This window comes from Vibrio paracholerae, assembly GCF_037672085.1.
Lineage (GTDB): Bacteria > Pseudomonadota > Gammaproteobacteria > Enterobacterales > Vibrionaceae > Vibrio > Vibrio cholerae.
The window spans coordinates 1,004,117-1,023,349 of sequence record NZ_JBBHLM010000002.1 but is presented as its reverse complement, the minus strand read 5'-3'; the positions used below and the strand labels follow the sequence as shown (position 1 = coordinate 1,023,349).

The window sequence follows — 19,233 nt, the reverse complement described above, 5'->3', positions numbered from 1 at the left end:
TACTTTTACTTCTTTACTATTTGCTTTCGCTGCTAGTCTAATTGCTTTTTGACGTAAATACTCTGCTGATGTTTGATGCATATTGAGAACATCGTCCATGAATTCTTTCTTATCCCCAATAACTAAGGATGCGGCATCTCGATGAGCAAGGTCTATTTGTCTATTTTTTTCGAGCCTCTCAAACATCTGGTATTGATCATTTAATTCATTCCGTTTATTTAAATAATCTTGGACGAGATCTTTCTTGACCTCCTCGAATAAAACCATCCCGCCGTTCAACACACCGTTTTTATAACTCAGTGAGTCAGCTATCAGATTAGATCGTGTACTAGACAATGCTTGTTGATATCTCCCAATCCATTTATCAACAAATCCTCCAACACTGCCTGACTTTAGATTAGCTTGTCGAAGGGCATCTTTTAGTCCTGCAGAAAAATCTAGCACTTGGGCACGGTTTAGATCAGCATCCTCGACTTCTTCTACAAAATCATTGTGCACAGCATCTAAAATTTTAGTTCTTGATTTTTTAACCGCTATACCGAGGGACGTATTTAAAAGGCTGGTGACTCTACCACCGTCACTATAATCGCCGAGTATTGTATTAAAATCACCAATGTACTCATCTTTTATTTCTTCTATTCGATCAACGCTAAGATCGATACGAAGCGACAAGCTTTTCTCAATATCAGCATTAATCTCGTTATTAAGTAGTTCAATAAGTCCATCAACCTCAGAAGAAAATCCGCTATCAATTACCGTAGAAAAATCGATGCCTGCTTTAGCTGCTTCTTGTCGAATCAAAGATTCATAGTCTTTAATAACTGCATCACGCCTTGACTCTGTCTGATACCTCAAACTATCGAGCAGACTTTTTTGTTCATTTTTTAAATTATTTTTTACCTGATTAACGTTACTTCCATGTATTGAAAGGTGCTTAGCTGCGACGCTCAGCATCGAGAAGCCTGCGGATACCGCAGCCAGAGGCCACAACCTTGACTTTCCAGCAACTGCTCCGCTAATACCAGCAATAAGGTCAGAGCTTGCAGCTACTAGAGAAGCGATAGTATTCTCTCCAACGAGACCATCGTTTTGTTGCATTTCCTTTCGGTATACATCCATAGCGTCTACGACAGCACCAACACTAACTCCGATTCCTAGCCCTGGCCATTTGTTTAAAAAGCTCGCTACTGAGACAACAACATCAGCGGCAGCAAGTAATTTACTTGTCGTCCTTTGCCCTTGTAATTGCGAATCTAACACTAAAACATTTGTTTCTAGTTCAGCGATTCCCAAAGTTCTGTTATTGAAAATTTTTCGGACTATATCTTGCATCACGTATACCTTTATTTACTTGAATTTATTAAAGAATTAATTATTATGATAAAGAAAAATATAAAAATTGAAGAAACAACTCCAAATATAAAATTATTGAAATTATTTTCATTTATAGTTTTTATTGTGGGTCTACTTTCGAGCATAACCTGTTGATTAAACTCTACGTAAACCACATAATATATATTTTCATTTGATGTCGAAACCAAGCCAACCTTTATGCCTTCTATTTCCCTTTCATCAAACCTTTGCGTTCCATAATTATTTAATTTATTACTAAGGCGCCCAAAATCAAAACCTTGTACTTTATAATCAGAACCATCTATTTCGTTATGAATTATGCTATAACTCAAACCCCGTCCATCAGAACCGTGCCTTCCATCATGTGAGTAGCTTGAATAATATACTTCCCCTTCTTTATAAGGGTCTAAGAACACTCTATTACTGACAATACTAAATATTAAAGTAAATGTAGAAATTACTGTCGCTAGTATTAGGTCTGACTTTTTTACCCTAAGAGCATAAAAAAAAGAAAACATAAAAAACCTTATTTACTTATTGATTGTTTTTAATCAACCAAAGGTTTTCAAATATCATACCTTGGTCCATTCCGACACTTGCCTATTTATATGGTGCTTATTAGGCGTTATAACTAACCTTATAAAAATAATAAGGCCACGAAGATCACTTACACTTTAGGACTTAAAAAATTTTTATTAAAGAATTTAACAATCTTTTTCCCTTGTAGTCTTATGAAAAACCAGATTGAATTTCCCAAAGATGCTTATATAAGCCTTGCTCTTGAATTAGGAAATTGTGCTCTCCCTCTTCCGAAATTCGACCATCATTTATAACCAATATCCGATCGGCGTTTTTAATCGTGCCGAGTCGGTGAGCAATACTTATTACCGTTCTACCTTTACATATTTTTGTCATATTACTCATAATGGCTGCCTCAGACTCATAATCGAGCGCAGAAGTTGCTTCATCTAAAATCAACACGCTAGGGTTAGAGATAAGAGCACGAGCAAGCGCTATTCGCTGTCTTTGGCCGCCAGAAAGTAACGCCCCTTTTTCTCCGACGGGAGAATTGAAACCTTGCGGCAAATCGCCGATAAAATCGATGACGCCCGCAAGTTCCGCGGCGTTTCTCACATCTTCATCTGATGCTTCAGGACAGTTCAATCGAATGTTTTCAGCGACTGTGCCTGAAAACAGGTGGCTTTCTTGCAACACAACGCTCATTTGGCGACGCAGCTGGACCGGGTCGGCGATGGCCAAATCCAATCCATCAATCAAGACTTGGCCTTGTGTGGGGCTATAAAGTCTCTGAAGCAACTTGGTCAGTGTGCTTTTACCTGAACCAGAGGGGCCAGTAATCCCAACGAACTCTCCCGGCTCAATGGTGATGCTCAATCCGCGCAAAACGTCTGGAGACTGCCCGCAATAACGAAAACGCACGTTATCGAATGCTACTTTTCCTTTTAGGGGTGCCACGGAAGCCAGCCCTTCAGACCCGGATTCCGTCTCTACATCTAAAATGTCACCCACTCTTCGCAACGATATCAGCGTATGCTGAAAATCCTGCCAAATTTGGGCGAGGCGTAAAATAGGTTGAGTAACATGTCCCGCAAACATATTGAATGCGACTAACTCACCAGAAGTAAGCGCTCCATCCAATACAAGTTTCACACCTAACCACAAGAGTAATGCCGCTGTGAGCTTCTGAATTAAGCAAATACCTTGCCCAGCCCAGTTACCATAGTTTGTTGCGGCAAATGATGCCTTAGTAAAATGCGCCAATTGCTCTTGCCAATGCTTGTTGAAACGCCACTCTGTTGCTGTTGTTTTAACGGTTTCTATCCCCATTACCGACTCTGTCAGCATGGCTGTTGCATCGGCTTCTGCTTCAAAGGCGTGATTTACTCGCGTTCGTAACCCTTTACCGACGAGGATCCAAAACAGGAAATACAGCACAAGACTTATTACAACGACCGAGGTCAGTAGAGAGGAATACATCAGCATTACACCGATAAACAAGCCGATAAACGCAAGGTCTAGAATCAGTGTCAGCCCGGAGCCTGTCAGAAACTGTCGGATGCTATCCATTTCCTTCATTCTTGCGATGATCTGACCCGTTTGACGCTCATTAAAGTATGAAAGCGGCAATGCGGTTAAATGATCATAGAGTTTAGATGAAAGTTCAGCACCAATTTTGCTGGACAGGTTGGAGAATAACCAACTACGAAGTAATCCATAGAGCGGCCCCATCACTGCAAGTCCCAGCATGGCAACGCCCAATACCTCTAGGCTCGATAGGCTCCGGCTTACAAGCACTTTATCGATAACATTTTGAAACAATAGCGGAGAAACCAATGCAATCAGTTGAATCATTAACGACACACCGATGACCCAAGAAAACTGTCGCTTATGCTTCTTTATTGCCGGAATAAACCAGCCAAATCCAAACGCAGTTTTCTCTTTAGCTTGGAAGTTAGCCCTCGCAACTAGGACCTTCCCTTGATATGTAAGCTTGAAAGCCTCTACTTCCAAGTTTAATCGCCTATGCTGATCAACGATCTCCACAGTTTTTGGGCTAATACGCTTAACAAGTCGCCACTGTTCGTCCATCAACACTAACGCGGGCAGCGGCAACGCCTGAAGTTCATCAATATTGGCTTCAACCACCCGAGCTTGAAGGCCAGACCATAGCGCCGCACGACACAAATCAATCTCATCAATGCTGTTATCGTTTTTCCCTAGACGATGCGCCAGTTGCGAGCTATCTGGTGCGAGTTCATAGTCATTCGCTAGTTCGCATAACACATCCAGTGTCGGGTGCAAATCTGTCACGATCATTTTCTTATCGCTCCCTCATTGCTTCAGATTGGTACTGTTGGAGAGGGCTTAACAGATACTCAATCACACGCCGCTGACCAGTTTTTATCTCTGCGACAACAGTCATTCCCGGTTGAAGCGGCACAAGGTTCTCTTCAACTTTAATGTTGTCCTTTTGCAATCGGATCCTGACGGGAAAGACCATACCAAACTGTTCGTCTTTAACTGCGTCGCGGGATACATGAACCACATCCGCGGGTACGGTGCCGTACTTGGTATAGGGGAAAGTATCAATTTTAACTTCAACGGTTTGTCCCGGAATGACGAAACCAACATCCTTGTTTAACAGTTTGGCTTCGACTTCAAGCAAGGCGTCTTCGGGCACAATTACCATCAGTTCTTCCGCAGGTTGAACAACCCCTCCCAACGTATTCACTTGCAGTTGCTGTACTGTGCCATTCACCGGCGCAAGAAGGACTTGCTGACGAATCGCATTGTTAGCTTTCACTAACTCTTGCGCCAACCCTTGATACTGACCTTGAAGTTCATTTAATCGATGGTGATAGTCTTTTTTCAAGCCAGCTAGATAGGTCGTCCGGCTGTCTTTGAGTTTTTTTTCTTCTGCCTGAAGTACCTTTAATTGGGATTGCTGCTGAAACACAGCTCTTTGCGTATCAAGCAGCTCTTTCTCCAAGTCCAATACTTCCATTCGAGCAATAGATTTGCTTTCCATTAAAATCTTGCGCGCATCCAACCTCTCTTCGACATTATTCCGGAGCAATGCCAGCGAGCTCAACTCATTGCGCACAGCCAGTTGGTTCGCCAAATTGACATCAAGCTCCGCTGAAATCCCCTCCAATTGTGCCTGTCTTTCTTGCCAGTCAGACTGAATAGCCATTCGTGATGCATTAAGCAATTCCTCAGATCCAACATTTGGGTCAAGCCACAACGCGGGCAGTTCATCGCCCAAAAGAGCTTGATAGCGACTAATCTCTAGCAAGGTGAAATCTATCTGACTGGCTATTCGAGCACGTTCTGCTTCAGCGCCAATTGGGTTTAGCTTGATCAATACATCACCTTGATGCACTCGATCACCCTCTTTAACAAGAATCTCCTCCACTTCACCTTGGACGAAAGGTTCAATGACTTTGGAGCGACTAGATACAATCACTTGTCCTGATGCACTGGCAAAAATATCCAGTTTGCCGACTATCGACCATACAAGTGCAGCTATGAGCAAACTGGAAATAGCCCATGCACTCGTTTTAGCCAGCGGGCTAGCAGGCTTCTCAACCACTTCTAAATACGAAGGTAAAAACTCATACCGTTCATCTAAGGGTGCCTGTCGTTTTTTTTTCAGAGGCTGGATTTTCTCAATTATGCCCGCCATGTTTACTCCCTTTCTTCTTGCTGCTTTGCCTGTTGGAGTTGCCATAACCGTCGGTAAATACCGTTTTGTGCCACCAGTTCCTCATGAGAGCCCTGACTGGTCACTTGGCCGGCTTCAACCGTAATTATGCGATCACAACTTCTCACTGTAGAAAGCCGATGTGCGATAATGACCACGGTTCTTCCCTGACTGATGGCAGACATATTGTTCTGAATAACTTCCTGACTTTCGTCATCAAGCGCACTCGTGGCCTCATCAAATATCAGGACTTTAGGATCGCCCAGCAAAGCACGGGCAATGGCAACACGTTGCCTTTGACCACCAGATAAACTAGCGCCTCCTTCAGCCAAAACGGTGTCATATCCCATGGGGAGTTTTAGAATAAAATCGTGAGCGCCTGCCAACTTCGCAGCTTTGATGATCTCTTCTAAATCAGCGGTCGGCTTTTTTAAACAAATGTTCTCCCTAACCGTTTTATTGAAAAGATAGTTTTCCTGAAGAACAACACCAATGTGCTGTCTTAGCGATGAAGATGAAATCGTAGCGAGATCAATGCCATCAATATGAATTGACCCAGAAACAGGAAGATAGAGTTTTTGGATAAGACGAGTAATTGTACTTTTTCCAGAACCTGAAGGGCCAACAATCCCAATGGTTTCTCCTGCACGAATGCTCAAATCGATACTTTTAAGCACGGCAGGCGATTTCGGTTGGTAACTAAAGACAACATTTCTCAGCTGAATGTTGCCTGAGACACCATCAACCTGAACTGAGGAATGCTCGGTTTCTGGCGGGAGGTTAAGCATATCTCCCAATGCATCAATACCGACTCGCGTTTGGATAAATTGCTGCCAAAGGTCTACCAGCTTACCCAAGGGTTGGTGTACATGGCTTAACAACATGTTGAAAGCTATAAGCTGACCTATTGTCATTTCCAGTGCCATCACTTGCATCGCGCCAGCCCAAATGACAAGTACCGCTGTTAACTTTTGAACAAGTTGTACAATTTGGTTCGTGACCGCTGTAATTTTCTGCGTATCAAAGTTCGCGTGAGCAAAGTCTTCTACTTGTCCTTGCCACTTCCGCCGCATAGCAGGCTCTATGGCAAGGCTTTTCATTGTTTGGATGCCAGAGACAGATTCCGTAACAAAAGACGTATTTTTCGCCCCGCATGAGAACTGCCTCTCAACGGCTTTATGCAGGTGTGCACCAGTTACCCAAGCGAGAATGAAGTAAACGGGAATGGTTGAGACAACCATCACCATTAAAGGAAAAGAGAGCCAGCCCATTACAGCGAAAAAGACCACGCTAAACGCAACATCTACACTGAGCGTCATCGCAGAGCTGGTCAAAAAATCACGAATGCTACTCAACTCCCTAACGCGGGCAACAATTGAGCCTACTTGCCGTGTTTTAAAATAGATGAGCGGCAGAGACAGCAGATGGCCAAAGAGCTTACCGCCGAGCTGAATATCAATTCTGTTAGTCGTATGTGCAAATAAGTACTCTCTAAGCCCTTTCAGTAGCACTTCATAAACGCCCACAATTACCAGTACAACCGCAAGCACATCCAGTGTTGAAATGTTGGCGTGAACAAGCACCTTATCCATCACAACCTGAAAAAAGAGAGGGCTAATCAACGCTAGTAATTGCAAGAGAAACGAAAAGAAGAGTACGCTTGACAGCAATTTTTTGTATCGAAGAAACTCGGGGATAAACCAGCGAATATCAAACTGGCGCCCGCTTTCATGATATTGAATCACTTGACCTGCCCACACTTCTTGAAGTGTGGTTCTTGAAATGACTTGGGGTACATGCTCGTGATGGCGTTGGATCAACGCTTGGTCATCAGACAGACGAGCAAGCACTACAAATTCGCCATCGTGCTGTTGATAAGCAAGAGGAAGATGTGAAGCTGCAAGTTTTTTTTCTTTTAGACGCTTTAATCTCAGTTGACCATCAGTTTGACCTGATGCGTTCTTAAGCCAGCTTTTTAGATCATCTCCTGTATGCTCTTTTGGCACTTGATAAGAGACGCCCATAAGCTTGAGCAAAACCTGAGAACTTACAACAGCACTGCGTGACAGTGCCACCCGTTTCGGATAAGCCCTAACCATAACGATTTATAAATCTACTGCTATTTTTTATATTTCCGCGAGATTACATACCCACCACAATACATTCAACCAACAAATAACTAAAACAAGATCGAGTGCTACTTATTCCATCAAAATCCTCACATATAAGAAAGTCACTTATGTATCGGATTGTTTTCAAAATACTATTTTACACAGACCCTTCAACATCGATCGGTCTGACCCTACTTTTCTCAACTTGGTCTAACTCATTTCCAAATCAATAATCTTAAACATCCTGAGTATAAGGATTATGTTCTAATCCAAACGACCTGAATCGCCAACAACCTTAATTTAAGTCGTCAATATTCGTTTGTAGTAATGTTGTAGATTGATAGAAAGGTACCCTGTAATCACAAAAAACATCTCGATAATCGTCACTAGACTCAACAACAAAGATAACTCTTAAGTTCTCTATTGATCGGACTGTTAGTCGACTACGTAACCAACCTGCATAATTCGTATCCCTTAACACTTCAACACCGTAAAACCAGATCCAACGAGGATATTCATTTTCTTTAATAGACTTGTTAATCTTTTCTGACGACCTAAAATTGTCTCTATACTCTTTCAAATCAATGGTTTCTACCGCAATACCCAAAGATTCATTGATTCGGTTGATCTCCAACACAAATGTGTCTGGCAGGTTTGCACGAAACACATGATGCCGATACATGTTCAGGGCCCAAGTACACCTAACATATCGTTCAAGTCCTACCTCATAGTGATTGAAATTAACATCAATAGCTTCAAGTCTTTTTAAATACATGGGGAGCCTTTTAAACAAAAAACCACCAAGATAAAACTTGATGGTTTTGATTATTAACTGCTTGTTCAGCAGGTAGGTTGCTTTCTTCCTGACCTATTCTTGGCTGCCTATTCGGCAGAACACGGTACGTGCAAGCCAAAGTCACAATGCAAACTTTTCTTGGCTGCCTATTCGGCAGAACACGTATACATCGGTGATACAAACGTTGGCGACAATTTCTTGGCTGCCTATTCGGCAGAACACAAGTTCACCGCGAGCCATGTACTTTTCAAGCTTTTCTTGGCTGCCTATTCGGCAGAACACGAGGCTCACTTGCTTTATAGTTCCACTTCAACTTTCTTGGCTGCCTATTCGGCAGAACACTATAAAATATAATCACTAAGCATCTGATCATTCTTGCTTAAAGTCACAACTTGGTAAAAACACCCTTTTTATTTTCACAACTGTAACTCTTTGTTTCTAATGAACTAAAAAAGAGTCTTCGTCAAAAGAGTTAAAACGTAAGTCAGGTACCGTCGTAATGCATGTGAGTTAAGCTGAGTTACGCTTTCTAGAAGGCCTAGTCGCATAGCGATTTGGCCTTTTCTTTACTGCTCTTGGATATGTCCTCTCCCGCCTCTCTGGAAGCACAAAGCTTTCTGCCATGTCGAGGATATATCGGAGCACTTCTGGATATCTTCCAGGTGCGACAGCCGGAAGCATCTGCAACTGACTCACCAAAAATATCGATGCCTGCTTAAAGCCTATTTGGTATGGCATTACCGTGTCCAATGAATACGCCATCTGGCACATCATAAAACGCAGCAGGTTGTAGGCGAGCAGCATCCCCCAAAGCTCCTGTTTGACTAACGCCGGCGTTTTACTTCTTAGCGTTAGGCTATTTTGAAGCATGTACTGCTTCATCTCTCGATAACCTAATTCGATTTCCCAACGATGACTGTAGAGCTCTGCAATATCTGCCCCTATGTAACGCTTGGGGTCGGTCATTGAAGTCAGCAGTTGGACCTCTTTCCCTTTCACCTTAGTGGTAATGAGTCTAGCTTCTAGTGTATCCGGCGCATCTGCCCATTTCTTTTTCGCTTGAGCAGTCAGCGAGAGTTCAATCAGCTCCTGACCGCGCCCCAATTTTCTTAACGTCTTATATTGCGCCCCTTTACGCAGGGGAATTAGCCAGTGCCTTTCCTTACCTTGGCTTTGCCAACGATGGAGAAGTCCTAAGGCATAAAAGCCTTTGTCAAACAGGGTCAGGCTATTATCTGGGGCTTTGTCGATAAGCTGAGCAGTGAGGTCAACCTCACTGACGGAGACGGAGTCAAAGGCGGCACTGTTGAGCAGATGGCTCGTTAATTCCATGTGGCAGACCATGCGAACTTGAGGATAGTCTGACGTCGTGGTTTGATTACCTGTTCGGCTAAAAGCCTTATCGTTGTCGGCCGTATCTGGTGTTCGCCAGACCACACCATCAACAGCATGTAAAGTGAGCCCGTACCAGTCAGGGTGTGGGGTTTTCTCATGCCACAATTGCTGAGTTTGGTTGAACACCGCTTCTACTGGCTCATGCCCCAACTTCTTACGGGCGTGGATAACCGCACTCGGCGCAACAAAGGGTTTCTTACCCGGCAGCAATATATCTAGCTGAGAGACCACCTTACTCATCGATAGATGCCGATAAAGAGACATACCCACAATGCTCCATACCATCAATTCCATGGGGAGCCTACGCTTACGAAGCGTGGCAACGCCTGTGTCCTCAAGACATTGATTAATGAGTTCAGGGCAAAGGAGATCGGATAGACCATTGAGTTGGTCAGCAGAGAATTGATGTATTCGGTCGAGGGCTTGTCTTAAGAACATAAAAAAATCCGAGTGCGTAGAAACACTCGGATTTTGACACCCTCTCAGGATCGTTCAACCGATCATTTTTTGCTTAACTGATCGGCATTAGACCTAAGGTCTCCTTTTTTATATCTTGCGCTACTCATGGCTAGACCGAGTGTGAACGATCTCTAAGGCGGGTTGAGTTGATCTGTTATCCGCTCAAGTTCGGTTAAGTTAGCCAAGGCTTGCTGATTGGTTTTTCCACAAACGACAGGGCAGGCTTTGAAATCGTGACACACTTTTGGGCGCTCAGGGCGGCCAAAGAGTTGGCACAAATTATCCTCATTAAGCTGAACACAGCGCACACCAGCCGGTTTGCCATTCGGCATGCCGGGAATCGGGGAGGAGATGCTTGGCGCTATGCAGCAAGCGCCGCAGCCTAATCGACAATCCATCATAATCTCTTTGCGCTGGAAAAATGGGCGGCCATCCTAACAGAAAGCTCGATAGGATGCACTGACTTGCGCTTTTCTTGCACTTTAGCGATGTAAAGAGTATAAATCGTCCCCCCGATAGATAAACCGTAAGACACTGCAATGAGTACACCCTTCTGGCAAAGCAAAACGTTAGACCAAATGACCGAAGCCGAGTGGGAATCGCTGTGCGATGGCTGTGGTAAATGTTGCCTGCACAAACTCATGGACGAAGATACGGATGAAATCTACTACACCAATGTGGCGTGTAGCTGGCTCAATAGCGACACCTGCTCTTGTAAAGATTACCCTAATCGTTTTAGCTCAGGTGAAGAGTGTTTAAAGCTCACTCGCGACAAGATTGAAGAGTTTAACTGGCTGCCTGATACCTGCGCTTACCGTTTGCTTGGCAATGGACAAACACTTCCAGAATGGCATCCTTTGCTGACCGGTTCGAAAGACGCCATGCATGCCGCCGATGAAAGTGTGCGCGGTAAAATCGTTTATGAAGTGGATGTGATTGATTGGGAAGATCACATTGTGCTGATGAGCCGAGATTAAGCTTTCTAATATCCAAGGTGAACGAATGGAGGTTATTTGCCCAACTTAAGTCCATATTTTGAGCAAGAAGTGAGTGGTATTTGAACGCAATAAGCTCTTTTATCAAACCTTTGAAAAGCAAGTCACTCTATTAGCGCAAATATTAAACACAAGTGCGATCGTCCTGATCTAATATTTATTAATAAAAATATAGTTCTCATGGGCTTTTGCGTAACAATGAACTCACGAAGAATTAGTGTGTCAATTCATAATAAAACTCTTCGTTTACTTAATATATCTACCAAGTGATAGGCTTTAGTGGATTATCATCGCTTGGGGAGTAAATGGATAAGTGAATTATTTTTACGTAGCAAAGCGGTTATTTATTGTAGTAAACAATCACTATTAAGCCTTCATTTGCTATCTTCTTTATTGTCAAAATAAGCAATAGTTCTTATTGCTATGATCGCAATTAAACTATTTATAGCTGCATGTATAGTTGAAGCATGCCCTTCCATTCCCCAATAATTCTGATGTTTAAATAACAAAGTTATCAGATAGCTTGTGATAAAAGACATTATAGTGGCGAATAAGTATTGGATGATTCTATATGTTGACATTATATGGTCCATTATTAATAATAACTATTCTTATTTTTATTTGGATTCTTATAAAAGTCAAGGCTATTGTTATTTTTGTGTTTATTTCCGTTATCGTCAAATGCATCAGTGTGCTTAGATGCTATACCTAGCCATATCTATTTTCTTTCGAGTGGCGTTGAGTATTGTCTTGAAACTAAATATCAATCAATTTATATGTATGGTGCTGAAGATAGTCTGGGAGTTGTAGAAGTTTCTAATTTTGATAAAACAGTTTTTGAAATTTTATATCCAGGTGAAATATTAGAGGTGCCTAAAGTTTTTAGGATTACATCATTTCAAAACTCTTACTTAGTAGAAGTTAATGGTGTTATATATATATGATGCTCCGATACAACGGACTAAACGTTCTTTAAAACCACTAAAGGATATAGGTTTGGCAGTTGTACAGAATCTGAGTGCAGCGGCAGGTACCTCCGCTGCTGGAGGTGATGATGTTCAGATTGCTCCAGTTGTCATTGGAAGTATACTTGGTACTGCAGTAGGTGTAGCTAGCGGGCCACTTGCACCAATTGTTGGGCCAGCGGTTTCTGCTGCTATAACTCAGAATATAAATAGTAATGCAGGTAAGCCTCGTCCGCCATTAACATCAATTGATGTAACAGGAAATATACCATCTAAGCCACCAACTATTCTACCTAGACCATTTCCTAATAATAATAAACCGCCAATGATTACTCCATCTCCATTTTCTAGCAATTCTGGTAGTCATGGCGGTAGCAGCAGCGGTAGTAGCGGTTGTGGTGGCTGTCACAGATAATCTTAGCTGTATTTGAAATATCGATTGGTTTTTTATAAAAGCTTAAACGCCTTGCTATTTGCAAGGCGTTGGTCTTTGTGCGAAAGCCAAAACGAAACCGCGTTACTTCTTTGGCTGGGCATCAATACATTGACCGTGCACTTCACGGCCTTCTGGAGCCATCAAGTACAGATAGAGCGGCATAATATCGAGCGGTGTTTTTAACTTGTCTGCATCCTCTGCTGGGTAGGCTTTCGCGCGCATCGCGGTGCGAGTGCCGCCCGGGTTAATCGCATTGACTCGAATGGTGCTTTCACTCAATTCATCGGCCAGAATTTGCATCATACCTTCAGTTGCAAACTTAGAAATCGCGTAAGTCGCCCAGAAAGCACGGCCAATATGACCTACGGTAGACGTGGTAAACACAATGCGCGCATCGGCTGATTTGTGCAGCAGCGGTAGCAGCGCTTGAGTCATAAGGAACTGTGCTTTCACGTTCACTTGCATCACTTCATCAAAGCTGTCTTCGCCAATTTGATCGAAGGGGCTGAGTACGCCAAGCAAGCTGGCATTGTGTAATACGCCATCCAAACGGCCAAATTGATCTTCTATGGTATCGACCATATCCAGATAATTTTGTTTGGTTGCGCCTTTCATATCTAAAGGAACAATCGCCGGTGTCGGATAACCCGCTGCTTCAATAGCATCATAGGTTTGTTCGAGCTTTTTCACGGTACGGCCAAGTAAGATCACGGTCGCGCCGTGCGCCGCGAAACTGATCGCCGCTTGCTTACCAATACCATCACCCGCTCCGGTGACTAAAATCACTTTCTCTTTCAAAGCGTCTGTTGAGACTGAATAATTCACGTCTTATTCCTTATTATTTTTTAGCTCTTCCTGCTGGCAAACTCTGGCTGAGGCATGTCAAAAATCCAAGGTTAGTCGAGTTGGAAGAGGATTTGCTTTAAGTCTTCGTGACAAGGTGGTTACAATACACCAATTCGTATTCAAGAAGGATGAGTCACTTGGAGTTTTTGTTAGATTACGGCCTGTTTTTGGCCAAGATTGTGACTGTGGTGGTCGCATTGGTCGCAGTACTAGTGATAGTAAAATCATTGGGCGGACGCAGTGGTGGTGCCAAAGGGGAGTTGGAAATCACCGATCTGACCGAACAGCACAAAGATACGGTTGAGCGTTTAGAGGCTTATCTGCATGACGAAGCGTTTTTAAAAGCGCGCGATAAAGCGGATAAGAAGAAAGAAAAAGCTGAGCAGAAAAGTCGTGAAAAGTCGCTTAAGCAAGCGGCGAAAGAAGGCGAATTGGAAAGCAAGCGCGATCCGCATCTATTTGTGCTTGATTTTCACGGCAGTATTGATGCGAAAGAAGTCGCTTCACTGCGTGAAGAGGTGAGCGCGATCTTGGCGGTGGCACAAGCGGGTGATGAGGTGCTGCTGCGTTTGGAAACTGGTGGCGGCATGGTGCATGGTTATGGTTTGGCATCATCACAACTGGATCGCCTTAAAGCGGCTGGTTTACCGCTGACCATTGCGGTAGATAAAGTCGCGGCTAGCGGCGGTTATATGATGGCCTGCATCGCCGATAAAATCGTCAGTGCGCCATTTGCGATTGTCGGGTCTATCGGTGTGGTGGCTCAGTTACCAAACTTCCATAAACTGCTGAAAAAGAACGATATCGAGTTTGAGCAGCTCACGGCGGGCGAATACAAGCGCACCTTAACCATGTTTGGTGAAAATACCGATAAAGCGCGTGAAAAGTTCAAGCAAGAGTTGGAAGAAACGCATCAACTGTTCAAAGACTTTATCCGTGAGCATCGCCCCGCGTTGGATCTTGATAAAGTCGCGACAGGTGAACACTGGTTTGGCACGCAAGCCAAAGCACTGGGCTTGGTTGATGAGATTCAAACATCCGATGATTTGATTGTTGCCGCGTGTAAGAGCAAAACCGTACTTTTGCTGCGTTATACGCAAAAGAAAAAGCTGGCTGATAAACTTGCCGGAGTGGCTGGTGATGCCGCCGACAATGTGTTGCTGAAACTGATCAGCCGAGGCCAACGTCCCTTGGTTTAACGTTAGTTGGTTTAACGTCGATTAGTTTAATGTTCGTTGCCGTAATGAAAAAACGCGCTTAGTTTGCTAAGCGCGTTTTTTATGGTCATCCCTAAATCATCGCTTTTTGCGGTGGAATGGTTTGCATGGAGTAAGCACTTAATCCAAACAGCCTGTCGCGGAGAATGTTTCCAGCTTGTGCAGGTATTTGCTTAAATCACCAATGTTGTTGTTAACCCACTCAGGGTTGTAATAGGTATCAAGGTAGCGTTCACCGCTATCGCACAAGAGCGTGACAATGGAACCTTGCTCGCTGCGGCGCTTCATTTCGCAGGCGAGTTGCAGCGCGCCATACAGGTTAGTGCCCGTGGAGGCGCCTGCTTTACGGCCAAGAATTTTCTCCAACCAGTAAATGGTCGCTACACTCGCGGCATCAGGGATCGCACGCATTTCATCCACCACATCAGGAATAAAACTGGGCTCGACTCTTGGGCGGCCAATGCCTTCAATTTTGCTGCCGCAGTCACGGGTTAGCTCGGCATTTCGCGTGCGGTAGTAGTCATAAAAAACCGAGTTTTCCGGGTCAACCACACACAGTTTGGTGTTGTATTGTTGGTAGCGAATAAAGCGGCCGATAGTGGCTGAGGTGCCTCCCGTCCCCGGGCTCATCACAATCCAGCTTGGAACGGGGTGTTGTTCCATCTGCATCTGGCTAAAAATACTGTCAGCGATGTTGCTGTTGCCACGCCAGTCGGTGGCTCGTTCAGCGTAAGTAAACTGATCCATGTAGTGGCCTTTCAGCTCTTTCGCGAGACGATGAGATTCTGCGTAAATTTGATCGGAGCGATCTACAAGATGCGCCTTGCCCCCATAGAACTGGATCTGTTCGATTTTTTTACGCGCGGTGCACTTTGGCATCACGGCAATAAAGGGTAGGCCAAGCAAGCGAGCAAAGTAAGCTTCCGATACGGCAGTACTGCCAGATGAGGATTCAATAATGGTAGTTTCTGGGCCAATCCAGCCATTACACAGTCCATATAAAAACAGTGAACGGGCGAGGCGGTGTTTGAGAGAACCGGTGGGGTGGGTACTTTCATCTTTCAGATAGATATCGACGCCAGAGACGCAAGGTAAGTCGAGTTTAATCAGATGGGTGTCGGCGGAGCGTTGATAGTCTGCTTCAATTTTACGAATTGCACTGTTAATCCACTGATGGTCGGTACACATAATCCAGTTTCTCCCTTAGGTTACCGAATCAGTTTAGCTAGGCTTGGAGAGAAAAACTTTGCCATTTTGCCTATGCTTTTGTAGTTTTGTAGAAAAATTTTCTCTAAAAAAGGCAATTTGTATGTTGCTCGACAAAGTTGATCGGCAAATCTTGGCCATTTTGCAACAAGACTGCACCGTGTCACTCAATGAATTAGCCGAAGCGGTCAATTTAACCACAACGCCTTGCTGGAAGCGTTTGAAAAAAATGGAAGAAGGTGGCGTGATTCGCGAGCGAGTCGCACTGCTTGATGCGCAAGCCCTTGACCTCTCTTTCACGGCCTTTGTCATGGTGACGACCAATAACCACTCCCATGAATGGTACTGCCGCTTTGTGACTGCCGTGGAAGAGTTTCCCGAAGTGATGGAGTTTTATCGCATGGCGGGGGAATACGATTACATGATGAAGGTGCAGGTCAAAGATATGCCGTGTTTTGACCGATTCTATAAAAAACTGGTCAATAGTATCGAAGGGTTGAACAAAGTGACCTCCACCTTTGCGATGGAGTCACTTAAATACACGACTCAGTTGCCGCTCTAAGCGTGAGATCAGCTTAAAAAGCGCATCACGCCTTCTTGGACGGCTGTTGCGACCAAGTTGCCTTGGCGATCATAAATCTCACCACGCACTAAACCGCGTGTATTGCTCGCCGTAGGACTTTCGATGGCAAACAGTAGCCAGTCATCCATCTTAAACGGACGGTGGAACCAGATAGAGTGGTCAATGGTTGCCACTTGGAATTTTGGTGTCATCAGAGAAACGCCGTGTGGATGCAAGGCGGTGACTAAGAAGCCCCAGTCAGACGCATAGCCAAGCAAATACTGATGGATGAGCTGGTCATCGGGCATATCGCCATTGGCTCGGATCCACAAATACTGCTTAGGCTCCGCTTTTTCTGGCTTCAAGGGGTTGATGACAGTAACGGGACGCATCTCAATCGGTTTTTCACCACAAAAGGCTTTTTGCAGTTTTTCTGGTAAGAAATGCGCAATCTGCGCCGCGAGCTCGGATTCGGAAGCAAAGTTTTCAGGCCCCGGAACCACAGGCATGGTTTTTTGGTGCTCAAATCCCGGTGCATCACCATGGTAGGATGCGGTCAGATAAAAAATTGGCCGACCATTTTGGATCGCTTTAACACGGCGAGTGCTGAAGCTTTTGCCATCACGAAGATTTTCTACATCGTAAATAATCGGTTTTTCTGGATCGCCAGGGTAAAGAAAATAGCTATGGAAAGAGTGCACAGTGCGATCTGACTCGACCGTGTAGCGAGCTGCCGACAAGGCTTGGCCAATCACTTGTCCGCCATAGACTTGAGGAAGCCCCAAATTTTCGCTGGCACCGCGATACAACCCCTCTTCCAGTTTCTCCAATTGCAGCAGACTTAATAATTCGTCTAACGGTTTACTCATGACTTAGGACCCTCTTTTGTAGTTTGATGATTTTGTGATGTTAGTCAGACATTTGTCAATAATCCTGCTGTCCAATGACACAAATACCGTGGTGGCATATAATTTGCTGGTTTTCGAATGTGATGTTTCCCAGTTGTGTAGTGAGGCGCTATGAAAAAGGTTCTACTTATTGTTATCTCTATCCTGTTTGGTTCTGTACTCGTAGGCTGCCAAATGAATGAATCCAACAAGACACAAGATAAAATCCAATCGATTACGGGGAGTGTGGCATACCGTGAGCGCATTGCGTTGCCGGATAATGCGGTGGTGACAGTTTACCTACAAGACGTTTCCTTGGCTGATGCGCCAGCGACGGTTATTGCAAAACAGAACTTCATCACTAATGGTATGCAAGTACCACTTGAGTTCAACCTAGCGTATGACAGCCGCAAGATCAAAGCGAGTCACCGTTACAGTGTGAGTGCGCGTATCGAAGTCGACGGTAAGCTACGTTTCATCACGGATACTCATTACGGTGTGATCACCGATCCTGAAGCAACTAAACACGTACCTATGATGCTGATTGGTGTGCATGGCGAATAACTCGCGATAAGGCGTTATTACGTAAAGCTTTTTCGATTGTGCAATGGCAGCCATCACGGCTGCCATTGATATTTACGTAGCGATATTTTCCCGGCGTCACTCACCTCTATCCCTTCGGCTAACAATAATTGCCGCTGGCGCACAAAATCTTCCCCTTGCAGTGAAATTTTGCCTTGGCTGTTGATGACTCGAAACCAAGGTAACTGACTACTCTCAGGCAAATGACCCAGCGCTTTGCCCACATGGCGTGCATAGCCCGGATAACCAGCCATTTTGGCTATAGCGCCGTAAGTCGAAACCCGACCAACCGGAATTTGGTGAATCACGACAAAGATCTGTTGTAAAAACTGGTCCATAATACAAGTGCCCGAAACAAGTTTACCAAGGATAGGTATAGGGAGTTGGTATGATTCTGTCTGCCTTACAATTTCTCATCGCGACTCTGTTTTCCATTGTTGCTGCGTATGTGGCAGGTTTGAGTGAGGGCGATATTCCGATCATCGCATTTTTGATCCCTGCTCTCTGGTTATTGCCCAAATCAGGATTTTCCAGCGTTGTCATGTTGCTCGCGATAGGGATCTTTGGCCTTACCTTACCACTCCAACCGGTGGCGTTGTCTATCAGTCAGTGGGTGCTTATTCCGCTGTTGATGGTGGCGTTTTCTCCACGTAGTAACTGGGGAGTGATCTTAGTCAGTGGTTTGATTGTACTCACTTTGCAAGTAGGCATCATGGTAACGCAATCGGCGGGTAAACTGGAAGGCTCTGCTATGGTGACTGTGGTGCAGATAGTTATGGTGATGTTGATCTGGTGGGCAGCTCGAGGTTGGAAACCAAATCATGCTCACAGTTGGTGGGCATTGGCTTTAGTGATTCCGCTCTGGGTGGCCGAGCAATTTTATGCGGTCACCTTAGCGTTACTGATAACCGGAATTATTGCTGCATGCGAAAACCTGATCCCTAAAGCAACCCCTTCCTTAAACTGGGGAAGCTTGTTGGGATGGAGCCTACCTTGTGTCAGTTTTGCTGCGTTAGTCGTTTCACCCGCGACAGAAGTGCCCAATCCGGTCTTTGTGGTATGGATCTGCATTTTGGTCACAGCTTGGACCACAGACTATGTACTGAAAAGCACAGAGGAAGCGCACGAATAGTCCATTGAGTGCATTAAATAGCCAGATGAGAGCCTAATAAAGCATCGGTGGCTCTATGAAATTTAT

The 19,233-nt window shown here is 44.4% G+C and carries 16 protein-coding genes; 6 read left to right on the top strand and 10 right to left on the bottom strand.

The window, feature by feature from the left end:
* Positions 1-1,343 precede the first annotated feature (1,343 nt).
* The 6 genes from R4537_RS10085 to R4537_RS10060 form a co-directional block, all read right to left on the bottom strand.
* Complete coding sequence (locus R4537_RS10085; RefSeq protein WP_071178728.1) at positions 1,344-1,871, bottom strand: hypothetical protein; 528 nt, start codon at positions 1,869-1,871, stop codon at positions 1,344-1,346.
* Between the two features lie 211 nt (positions 1,872-2,082).
* Positions 2,083-4,191, bottom strand: coding sequence for a type I secretion system permease/ATPase (locus R4537_RS10080; RefSeq protein ID WP_071178729.1), 2,109 nt, complete (start codon positions 4,189-4,191; stop codon positions 2,083-2,085).
* 4 nt (positions 4,192-4,195) lie between these two features.
* Positions 4,196-5,560 carry an HlyD family type I secretion periplasmic adaptor subunit gene (locus tag R4537_RS10075; protein WP_071178730.1) on the bottom strand — a complete coding sequence of 455 codons (1,365 nt, stop codon included), beginning with the start codon at positions 5,558-5,560 and terminating at the stop codon, positions 4,196-4,198.
* A gap of 2 nt (positions 5,561-5,562) precedes the next feature.
* Positions 5,563-7,653, bottom strand: coding sequence for a peptidase domain-containing ABC transporter (locus tag R4537_RS10070; protein WP_080483384.1), 2,091 nt, complete (start codon positions 7,651-7,653; stop codon positions 5,563-5,565).
* Positions 7,654-8,995: 1,342 nt separating this feature from the next.
* A complete protein-coding gene (locus tag R4537_RS10065) occupies positions 8,996-10,318 on the bottom strand; it encodes an IS4 family transposase (protein ID WP_043992589.1) in 1,323 nt (440 codons plus the stop codon).
* A gap of 152 nt (positions 10,319-10,470) precedes the next feature.
* A complete protein-coding gene (locus R4537_RS10060) occupies positions 10,471-10,737 on the bottom strand; it encodes a YkgJ family cysteine cluster protein (protein WP_000340597.1) in 267 nt (88 codons plus the stop codon).
* 141 nt (positions 10,738-10,878) lie between these two features.
* Here R4537_RS10060 and R4537_RS10055 point away from each other — a divergent pair, with 141 nt between their 5' ends.
* The gene (locus tag R4537_RS10055; protein WP_001880862.1) at positions 10,879-11,316 is read left to right on the top strand and encodes a YcgN family cysteine cluster protein; all 438 of its coding nucleotides are present in this window, start codon (positions 10,879-10,881) and stop codon (positions 11,314-11,316) included.
* 942 nt (positions 11,317-12,258) lie between these two features.
* Complete coding sequence (locus R4537_RS10050; protein WP_262359529.1) at positions 12,259-12,714, top strand: hypothetical protein; 456 nt, start codon at positions 12,259-12,261, stop codon at positions 12,712-12,714.
* 102 nt (positions 12,715-12,816) lie between these two features.
* Here the strand turns inward: R4537_RS10050 and R4537_RS10045 are convergent, their stop codons facing one another.
* Entirely contained in the window at positions 12,817-13,560 is a 744-nt protein-coding gene (locus R4537_RS10045; RefSeq protein WP_001109956.1) for a YciK family oxidoreductase, read from the bottom strand.
* Positions 13,561-13,718: 158 nt separating this feature from the next.
* Between R4537_RS10045 and sohB the strand changes: the two genes are divergently transcribed.
* On the top strand, positions 13,719-14,780 hold the full coding sequence (gene sohB, locus R4537_RS10040; RefSeq protein WP_071178691.1) for a protease SohB: 1,062 nt from the start codon (positions 13,719-13,721) through the stop codon (positions 14,778-14,780).
* Between the two features lie 138 nt (positions 14,781-14,918).
* Here the strand turns inward: sohB and R4537_RS10035 are convergent, their stop codons facing one another.
* Positions 14,919-15,986: a PLP-dependent cysteine synthase family protein gene (locus R4537_RS10035; RefSeq protein ID WP_071178675.1), complete on the bottom strand. Its 1,068-nt coding sequence runs from the start codon at positions 15,984-15,986 to the stop codon at positions 14,919-14,921.
* 121 nt (positions 15,987-16,107) lie between these two features.
* On the opposite strand from R4537_RS10035, the gene R4537_RS10030 reads away from it, so the two are divergent.
* Positions 16,108-16,566, top strand: a complete 459-nt coding sequence (locus R4537_RS10030) for an Lrp/AsnC family transcriptional regulator (protein WP_000923262.1) — start codon at positions 16,108-16,110, stop codon at positions 16,564-16,566.
* Between the two features lie 8 nt (positions 16,567-16,574).
* Here R4537_RS10030 and tesB read toward each other — a convergent pair whose 3' ends face one another.
* Positions 16,575-17,435: an acyl-CoA thioesterase II gene (gene tesB / locus R4537_RS10025; protein WP_000042747.1), complete on the bottom strand. Its 861-nt coding sequence runs from the start codon at positions 17,433-17,435 to the stop codon at positions 16,575-16,577.
* Positions 17,436-17,585: 150 nt separating this feature from the next.
* Here tesB and R4537_RS10020 point away from each other — a divergent pair, with 150 nt between their 5' ends.
* A complete protein-coding gene (locus tag R4537_RS10020) occupies positions 17,586-18,017 on the top strand; it encodes a YbaY family lipoprotein (RefSeq protein ID WP_000756880.1) in 432 nt (143 codons plus the stop codon).
* Between the two features lie 53 nt (positions 18,018-18,070).
* On the opposite strand, the gene R4537_RS10015 is transcribed toward R4537_RS10020, so the two are convergent.
* Positions 18,071-18,373, bottom strand: a complete 303-nt coding sequence (locus R4537_RS10015; protein ID WP_029627380.1) for a DNA base-flipping protein — start codon at positions 18,371-18,373, stop codon at positions 18,071-18,073.
* A 50-nt stretch (positions 18,374-18,423) separates the two neighbouring features.
* Here R4537_RS10015 and R4537_RS10010 point away from each other — a divergent pair, with 50 nt between their 5' ends.
* Positions 18,424-19,167: a VP0952 family biofilm-associated protein gene (locus R4537_RS10010; RefSeq protein WP_071178676.1), complete on the top strand. Its 744-nt coding sequence runs from the start codon at positions 18,424-18,426 to the stop codon at positions 19,165-19,167.
* The last annotated feature ends 66 nt before the right edge of the window (positions 19,168-19,233 follow it).

Bases quoted from the DNA above. Each gene is read 5' to 3' on its own strand.
- R4537_RS10085 (WP_071178728.1), bottom strand. From the start codon at position 1,871: ATGTTTTCTTTTTTTTATGCTCTTAGGGTAAAAAAGTCAGACCTAATA.
- R4537_RS10080 (WP_071178729.1), bottom strand. From the start codon at position 4,191: ATGATCGTGACAGATTTGCACCCGACACTGGATGTGTTATGCGAACTA.
- R4537_RS10075 (WP_071178730.1), bottom strand. From the start codon at position 5,560: ATGGCGGGCATAATTGAGAAAATCCAGCCTCTGAAAAAAAAACGACAG.
- R4537_RS10065 (WP_043992589.1), bottom strand. From the start codon at position 10,318: ATGTTCTTAAGACAAGCCCTCGACCGAATACATCAATTCTCTGCTGAC.
- R4537_RS10060 (WP_000340597.1), bottom strand. From the start codon at position 10,737: ATGGATTGTCGATTAGGCTGCGGCGCTTGCTGCATAGCGCCAAGCATC.
- R4537_RS10055 (WP_001880862.1), top strand. From the start codon at position 10,879: ATGAGTACACCCTTCTGGCAAAGCAAAACGTTAGACCAAATGACCGAA.
- R4537_RS10050 (WP_262359529.1), top strand. From the start codon at position 12,259: ATGGTGTTATATATATATGATGCTCCGATACAACGGACTAAACGTTCT.
- R4537_RS10035 (WP_071178675.1), bottom strand. From the start codon at position 15,986: ATGTGTACCGACCATCAGTGGATTAACAGTGCAATTCGTAAAATTGAA.
- R4537_RS10030 (WP_000923262.1), top strand. From the start codon at position 16,108: ATGTTGCTCGACAAAGTTGATCGGCAAATCTTGGCCATTTTGCAACAA.
- tesB (WP_000042747.1), bottom strand. From the start codon at position 17,435: ATGAGTAAACCGTTAGACGAATTATTAAGTCTGCTGCAATTGGAGAAA.
- R4537_RS10020 (WP_000756880.1), top strand. From the start codon at position 17,586: ATGAAAAAGGTTCTACTTATTGTTATCTCTATCCTGTTTGGTTCTGTA.
- R4537_RS10015 (WP_029627380.1), bottom strand. From the start codon at position 18,373: ATGGACCAGTTTTTACAACAGATCTTTGTCGTGATTCACCAAATTCCG.
- R4537_RS10010 (WP_071178676.1), top strand. From the start codon at position 18,424: ATGATTCTGTCTGCCTTACAATTTCTCATCGCGACTCTGTTTTCCATT.